This window comes from Amycolatopsis sp. NPDC059657 (genome assembly GCF_042734395.1).
Taxonomy (GTDB): Bacteria; Actinomycetota; Actinomycetes; order Mycobacteriales; family Pseudonocardiaceae; genus Amycolatopsis.
This window is the reverse complement of the sequence record NZ_JBHWEB010000010.1, coordinates 76,651-80,701: the sequence shown is the minus strand read 5'-3', so window position 1 is coordinate 80,701 and position 4,051 is coordinate 76,651. Positions and strand designations below refer to the sequence as shown.

At 67.8% G+C, this 4,051-nt stretch carries 3 protein-coding genes; 2 read left to right on the top strand and 1 reads right to left on the bottom strand.

Annotated elements, in window-relative coordinates; translation table 11 throughout:
* Positions 1-297: 297 nt before the first annotated feature.
* Positions 298-834 carry a GNAT family N-acetyltransferase gene (locus ACFV15_RS08040; protein WP_378349461.1) on the bottom strand — a complete coding sequence of 179 codons (537 nt, stop codon included), beginning with the start codon at positions 832-834 and terminating at the stop codon, positions 298-300.
* Between the two features lie 309 nt (positions 835-1,143).
* On the opposite strand from ACFV15_RS08040, the gene ACFV15_RS08035 reads away from it, so the two are divergent.
* On the top strand, positions 1,144-3,075 hold the full coding sequence (locus ACFV15_RS08035) for a protease pro-enzyme activation domain-containing protein (RefSeq protein WP_378349460.1): 1,932 nt from the start codon (positions 1,144-1,146) through the stop codon (positions 3,073-3,075).
* Positions 3,076-3,103: 28 nt separating this feature from the next.
* On the top strand, positions 3,104-3,970 hold the full coding sequence (gene folP / locus ACFV15_RS08030) for a dihydropteroate synthase (protein ID WP_378349459.1): 867 nt from the start codon (positions 3,104-3,106) through the stop codon (positions 3,968-3,970).
* Positions 3,971-4,051: the final 81 nt, after the last annotated feature.

The window sequence follows — 4,051 nt, the reverse complement described above, 5'->3', positions numbered from 1 at the left end:
CCCCGCCCTCTTTTTCCTCCCCCGCTTTTTTCTTTTGGCCTCGTCGGTTTTTTCTTTGGGGTTGTTTTTTTTGTCGCCCCTCTCTCCCCCCCCCCCCCCAACACACACGACACCCACATGGAAGGCGACGATGATCGAATAGTCCGGGAATGTACGAAGATCACCCCGGGGAAACAGCGTTGACAAGCCCGGAAAAGGCTGTTGAACGCCGTATTAGTGGCTGCCGGAAAGATCGGCTTCCAGCCAAAGCCGCCTCGTGAGAGTGACCTAAACCACAGCCTGGTGGTCACGCGAGGGTCAGTTCTCCCAGGACTCGGGGCTGAGCAGCAGGCCCATGTAGTACTCGTCGACGGCGATGCCGCCGTGGTCGATGGAGGCCGCGCGCAGGCCCTCCACCTGGAAGCCGGACGCGAGATAGAGGCCGATGGCCGAATGGTTGTACGTCATGACGGTCAGTTCGAGTCTTCGCAGGCCCAGGCCCGCGCCGTATTGGGTGGCTTCGGCGAGCAAAGCCTTTCCGATGCCCTTGCCCTGTGCGTCGGCAGTGACCCCCATGACCACGTATCCGGTGCGCCTGCTGCGGGCATACGGGAGTACGGCCACGTCGATATAGCCGACGAGTCCACCTTCGTATTCGGCCAAAAGGACGAATGAGTAGTCGATACCGTCCGCGATCGCCTGCAGGCGGGCACGCACCTCGCCGGGGTCGTCGGCCCGCTCGCCCCTGTCCAGCAACATGAACTCGCTCTCATCGTCGAGAGCGAGCTGAAGCTTGAGCAGCGTGGCGGCGTCCCGCGGCTGCGCGGGACGGATCGTCAGCGAGGGTGGGCCCATCGAAAGTAGGTTAGCCGCACTGAGTGACATCTGTGGCCCTGGATCGTGTCAACAGTTGTGGACGGCGGCGGAACCGGACGTTCCAGGCGTCCGAGCGCATTTCGGCACGATTGCCCGGCGGGCAAATCGGATTTAGCGCCCGCTTTCGCATTTTTACACTGAAGTGGCGAATTCAGGCGGCTTAGATAACGGTTTAAATGTGGTCATTTTTTCGCTTCCTAGTACCGGTGATCGGATTTAGGGTCTCCCGTTGTCCGCGCAGTCGTGGACGGTTCATGAAAGGGAGTCCCTGTGCGAAGAACCCTTACGATGTTGGTTGCGCTCGCGGTGGTGGGAGGGTTCGCCGCCGCGGCTCCGTCAGCCGCTTCCGCCCAAGGACGGTCTGACATCCCCGAGTCGCATCCCACCTGGGCGACGCCCCAAGCCAAGGTCGCCGACGCCGCGCCCAGCGCGAAGCTGACGTTCCGGGTCTACCTCAACCTGCGTGACCAGGCCGCCGCCGAAGCCGCGGCGCGGTCCGTTTCGGAGCCGGGCGGCCCGTCCTACCGCAAGTACCTGAGCGCCGCGCAGGTGCGCGACCGGTTCTCGGCCACCGACGCCACGGTCGGCGCGGTCAAGACCTGGCTCTCCGGCGCCGGGTTCGCCGTCGGCTCGGTGCCGTCGAACCGGGCGTACGTCGAGGCGACCGGCACCGCCGACCAGGTGCAGAAGGCGTTCGACATCAAGCTCGGCAAGTACGCGGTCAAGGGGCAGACGCTGCGTGCTGCCGACAAGAACCTGTCGGTGCCCGCCGCGCTCGCCAAGGACGTGCTCGGCGTGATCGGCGTCGACCAGGCGACCAACCTGTTCAAGCCGAACCACACCGACGGCCGTGACAAGCCGCAGGACGTCCCGCCCGGCCCCGGCTTCCGCAACGCGGCGCCGTGCAGCACGTACTACGGCGAGAAGACCGACACCACCGACCCGGCCTACAACGGCAAGCAGCTCCCGTACGCGCCCTGCGGGTACACCCCGGCGCAGCTGCGGTCGGCCTACGGCCTCGACACGGCCGCGAAGCTCGGCGCGGACGGCCGCGGCACCACGATCGCGATCATCGACGCGTTCGCCTCGCCGACCATCTACGCCGACGCCAGCGAGTACGCCCGCCGCAACGACCCGGCGCACCCGCTGAAGGCCTCGCAGTTCTCGCAGAAGGTCTTCCCGGTCAACCCCGACCTCGAAGGGCCGGACGGCTGCGACGCCGCGGGCTGGTACGGCGAGGAGACCCTCGACGTCGAGGCGGCGCACGGGCTCGCGCCCGGCGCGGACATCCTCTACGTCGGCGGGTCCGACTGCCAGGACCTCTCGCTCGACATCGCGCTGAACTGGGTGGTCGCCGGCCAGAAGGCCGACATCGTCTCGAACTCCTACGGCGACACCGGCGAGGACATCCCCGCAGACGAGGTGAAGGCGTTCAACCAGATCTCGCTGCAGGCCGTGCTCCAGGGCATCGGCGTGTACTTCTCGTCCGGTGACAACGGCGACGAGGTCGCCCGCCTCGGCACCCCGTCGCCCGACTTCTCCGCGTCGGCGCCGTGGATCACCGCGGTCGGCGGCACCAGCCTCGCGATCGGCAAGGACGGCAAGCGGATCTTCGAGACCGGCTGGGAGACCGGCAAGAGCACGCTGACCAACGGCACGTACACGCCCGCGTTCCCCGGCGCGTACACGAGTGGCTCGGGTGGTGGCACCAGCCGCCTGTTCGAGCAGCCGTTCTACCAGAAGGGCGTCGTCCCCGACGCGCTTTCGACGCAGAACCAGACCGGCGGCAAGAAGGGCAGGGTCGTCCCTGACATCTCCGCCGTCGGCGACCCGAACACCGGGTTCCTGGTCGGCCAGACGCAGACGTTCCCCGAAGGCGCGCACTACGACCAGTACCGCATCGGCGGCACCAGCCTCGCGTCGCCGGTGTTCGCGGGCGTGATGGCGGTGGCGGACAGCCTGACGCACTTCCACCACGGGTTCATCAACCCGATGATCTACAAGGTGACCTCGCGGACCTCCGCGATCGCCGACACCAAGCACGTCGACGGCGCGGTCGCCCGTGTCGACTACGTCAACGGCGTCGACGCCTCCGGCGGCCTCGTGCGCTCGGCGCGGCTGTTCGACTATCCCAATCTGACGATCCACACGACCGGTGGCTACGACAACGTGACCGGCCTCGGCACGCCTAACGGCCTGCTGTTCCTGTTGCTCGTCTGACCCGTCGCGGCCCCGGTAAGGTCGGCTTGTGATCGAGCTGACCTTCCGGGGCCGTCGTGTGGCTGCCGACCGCGCGCTGGTCATGGCGATCGTCAACCGCACCCCCGACTCCTTCTACGACAAGGGCGCCACCTTCTCCGACGAGACCGCGCTCGCCGCCGTCGGCCGCGCGGTCGGCGAGGGCGCCGACATCATCGACATCGGGGGAGTGAAGGCCGGCCCCGGAGCCGACGTCGACGTCGACGAGGAACTCCGCCGCGTCATCCCGTTCGTCGAGGAGATCCGGGCTCGCTACCCCGAAGTCGTGATCAGCGTCGACACCTGGCGCCACGAGGTCGGCAGGCTGGCCTGCGAGGTGGGCGCCGACCTCATCAACGACACCTGGGCGGGAGCCGACCCGAAGCTCGCCGAGGTCGCGGCCGAGTTCGGCGCGGGCTACGTCTGCTCGCACACCGGCCACGCCGTGCCCCGCACCCGGCCGTTCCGCGTGCGCTACCCGGACGTCGTCGCCGATGTCATCGAAGAGACCACCCGCCATGCCGAGGCTTTGGTGGCATTGGGCGTGCCTCGCGAGGGGATCCTCATCGACCCGACGCACGACTTCGGCAAGAACACCTGGCACAGCCTGGAGTTGCTGAGGCATGCCGGTGAGCTCGTCGCCACGGGCTGGCCGGTGCTGATGGCACTGTCCAACAAGGACTTCGTCGGCGAGACGCTCGGCGTCGAACTGGCCGAACGCGTCGACGGCACCCTCGCTTCCACCGCGCTCGCGGCGGCCGACGGCTGCGCGGTCTTCCGCGTGCACGAGGTGCGCCGGACCCGTCAGGTACTGGAGATGGTCGCCGCGATCAGGGGTGACCGGCCACCCGCCCGCGCTGTGCGAGGCCTCGCTTAGGTCGTGAGTGGTACGGCCGCGGGATAAGGGCCCGCCCACACACCGACCCCACCGTCTAACGCGCCCGGGCCAGTGGCGCCC

Excerpts from the sequence above, each read along its gene's own strand:
- ACFV15_RS08035 (WP_378349460.1), top strand. The coding sequence starts at position 1,144 with ATGTTGGTTGCGCTCGCGGTGGTGGGAGGGTTCGCCGCCGCGGCTCCG.
- ACFV15_RS08040 (WP_378349461.1), bottom strand. The coding sequence starts at position 834 with ATGGGCCCACCCTCGCTGACGATCCGTCCCGCGCAGCCGCGGGACGCC.